Here is a 2665-nt window from a genome sequence, read left to right as displayed (position 1 = left end):
CGCGGGGAGCACCTCTTCTCGCGCGACCAGTTCGACGCCGCCGCGAACGTGCCGATCCGCGGAATCGAGAACCTCTTACCGCTCGTGTTCGGCTCGCCGCGGCCGCTCGTCTCCGGCGCGTTCTGGGCCTACCGGCCGTTCGATTCGCTGCAGCCCTATCTCTATTCGCTGAACTTCGGGCTCGCGCCGTTGCTGCTGCTCCTGGCCGCGCTCGCGATCCCGGGCTTCCGCCGGCGCGGGGTCGTCATCGCGAGCCTCGCGTCGGCGGCCCTGTTCCTCCTTCTCTCGTACGGCTTTCGGACCCCGCTCTTCGAAGTCCTCTGGGCGATTTCCCCTCTTCGCCACTTCCGGTATCCGATCAAGTTCGCCCTCCCCGCGGCCCTCGCGGTTTCCTCTCTCGCGGCGCTGGCGGCCGACGCATGGGCCGCCCGACCGGTCTCGCGCGCGCTCGTGCGTCCCGCGATCGCGGTCGCCGCCGTCCTCCTCGCCGGCGCCGGATTTGTCCTGGCGGCGCCCGCCGCCGTTCGCGAGCTCGTCGCTCCCGCGTTTCGCGGCCTCTCCTTCGGAGCGGACCAGATGCTTCCCGGAATCTTCCGGACGATTCTGGTCGACGCGCTCTGCGGCGCCGCGGCCATGGGTCTTCTCGTGGTTGCCTTCGTCCGGCGGCCAGGCCCGGAACGGCTGCCGTTCTTTCTCGCGGCCTCGCTCGCGACGCTCCTCCCGTCGGCGTGGCCTCTCTTCGTGAGCGTTCCCGCGGCGCCCTACCAGTCCCGTCCCTCCCTCGCGTCCGCGATCGACGGAGAGGGACGCGCGTGGGTCGGCGGGCTTCCGGAATTCACCGTCGCAAAATACGGAACGCGGCATTCGTTCGCCGTCGACGACGTCGGCGCGCTGATCCTCGCCGGACGCGCGGAGCTCTGGCCGCTGACGGCCATTCCCGACGGCATCCGCTACGCGTACGACAAGGACCCGGACGGCTCCTACGGATTCCTCGATCGCGTCTTCTTCGAAGCGGTCGCCTCGAAACCCGCGGCCGAGAAGGGGCGGTTGCTTCGGGCCGCATCGGTGCGTTGGGCGATCGCGCCCTCCCCCGCCGTCTTCGCGGGGTTTCGCGCGCGCGCCGCCACGGACATATCGGGCCGTCGCGTGTATGTGTCCGAGGCGGCCGATCCCGTGCCGGTCGTCCGGGCGGCGTCCCGGATCTATCGGCGCAACTCGCTCTCGGGCGCCGTCGATCTCGTCGCGTCCGAACGTTTCGACCCGCGTACCGACGTCGTGCTGCGAGGCGCCGATGCCGATCCGGGCACGCCGCCGTCGGATGCCCGGGTCGCGAATCCCCGCGAGGAGAGAAACGGCTTCGCCGCGGAGGTCGAGAGCTCCTCGGGAACCATCGCCGTCTTCGCCGCGACGTACTTCCGGTACTGGCGGGCCACGATCGACGGCGCGGCCGCCCCTGTCGAGATCGCGAACGGCAGTTTCTGCGGCATGCGCGTACCGCCCGGGCGGCATCGCGTCCGGCTTTTTTACGACGAGCGGCCGTTCCGCGCGGGAGCGTTTCTCGGTCTGGCCGGGGCGGCGGCCGCGCTCGTCAGTGCGGCGGGTATCCGGAAGAAACGACTCCACCGCGTCCCGGCAGCCTGATCGGCACGATCCGCCGAACCGGCAGCTCCGCCGCGCGCTCCCTCGCCTCGATCGCGAACGTCTCCATCGGCACGAACCGAGCGCCGCGATCCTTCCAGTCGTCCACGAGGCGCGCGAACCACTCGAGATATGGCCCCCCCTCGACCTCCGTGTGGATCGTGTGCACGGCGTCGCCGCGAGGGGCGTCCGCGAAGTAACCGCGGAGCGCGTCGGCGCCGGGAAGATCGGGATCGCCGAGCTTCTCGTCGAGCGTCGGGAGCGTCGACGGGATCTCCGGAATCGCGGAGACGAACTCCGGAGTTCTCGGGAAGAACGGACTCCCTTCGCGCGTGTCCGACGTGTACAGGAGCGGATACTTCTCGCGCTCGGCGAGATAGGCGTCGGAAACCGTCCATCCCGGGCACGCCGACGCGCGCGCCGCCGCCCCGAAGATCTCGCGGTACTCCGCATGCAGTCGGCGGTACTCGTCGGCGATCCGCTCGGCGCTCCACCGCGGCAAGCCGTCGTGCCATCCGACGTGGTCCCAGGCGTGCACGCCCGTCTCGTGGCCCGCCGCGGCGACGGACCGGATCTCCGCGCGGCCGTTCTTCCCGATCATCGGCGCCGGGAGGAGCGTGCCGGAGAGCATCGTCCGGAGCGGATAGAGAGACGGCGCGCGCGAGCGGAACATCTTCTTCAAAAAACCCTTTCGGGTGAAGACCCGCAACGCCGCGCGGCCCGAGCGGTCGGGCCCCAGCGAGAAGAAGAAGGTCGCGCGGATCTGCTTCTTCTCGAAGAGCGACAGCAGCCGCGGGATGCCCCGCCGCGTGCCGTCCGCGGTGTCGCAGTCGACCTTGAGGGCAACACGGAATGGCATCAGGCGTGGAAGAGGTCGATGGGCAGGGGCCGGCGTGCCGACCCGCTTCTTCCAGCGGATCTCACGCCACCACGACGAGGCGCGGCGAGACGCGAGCGAGACGGGATGCGGGCCGCCCGCTCCGTCCCGAGGCATACCGGGGCGTATGTCGCAGGGCGGCGCGGCCGG

The 2665-nt window shown here is 70.7% G+C and carries 2 protein-coding genes; one reads left to right on the top strand and one right to left on the bottom strand.

Going from position 1 to position 2665, the window contains the following annotated elements:
- Nucleotides 1-1641 (top strand): hypothetical protein (locus VFS34_14590; GenBank protein ID HET9795679.1); only part of this gene is annotated, 1641 nt, incomplete at its 5' end.
- Here the strand turns inward: VFS34_14590 and VFS34_14585 are convergent.
- Nucleotides 1589-2497 (bottom strand): polysaccharide deacetylase family protein, encoded by a 909-nt coding sequence (locus VFS34_14585; GenBank protein ID HET9795678.1) that lies wholly within the window; start codon nt 2495-2497, stop codon nt 1589-1591. The genes VFS34_14590 and VFS34_14585 overlap by 53 nt on opposite strands.
- Nucleotides 2498-2665 lie beyond the last annotated feature (168 nt).

The organism is Thermoanaerobaculia bacterium (genome assembly GCA_035717485.1).
Classification (GTDB): Bacteria; Acidobacteriota; Thermoanaerobaculia; order UBA5066; family DATFVB01; genus DATFVB01.
The sequence above is the reverse complement of the archived record's forward strand: the minus strand, read 5'-3'. Positions and strand labels throughout refer to the sequence as shown.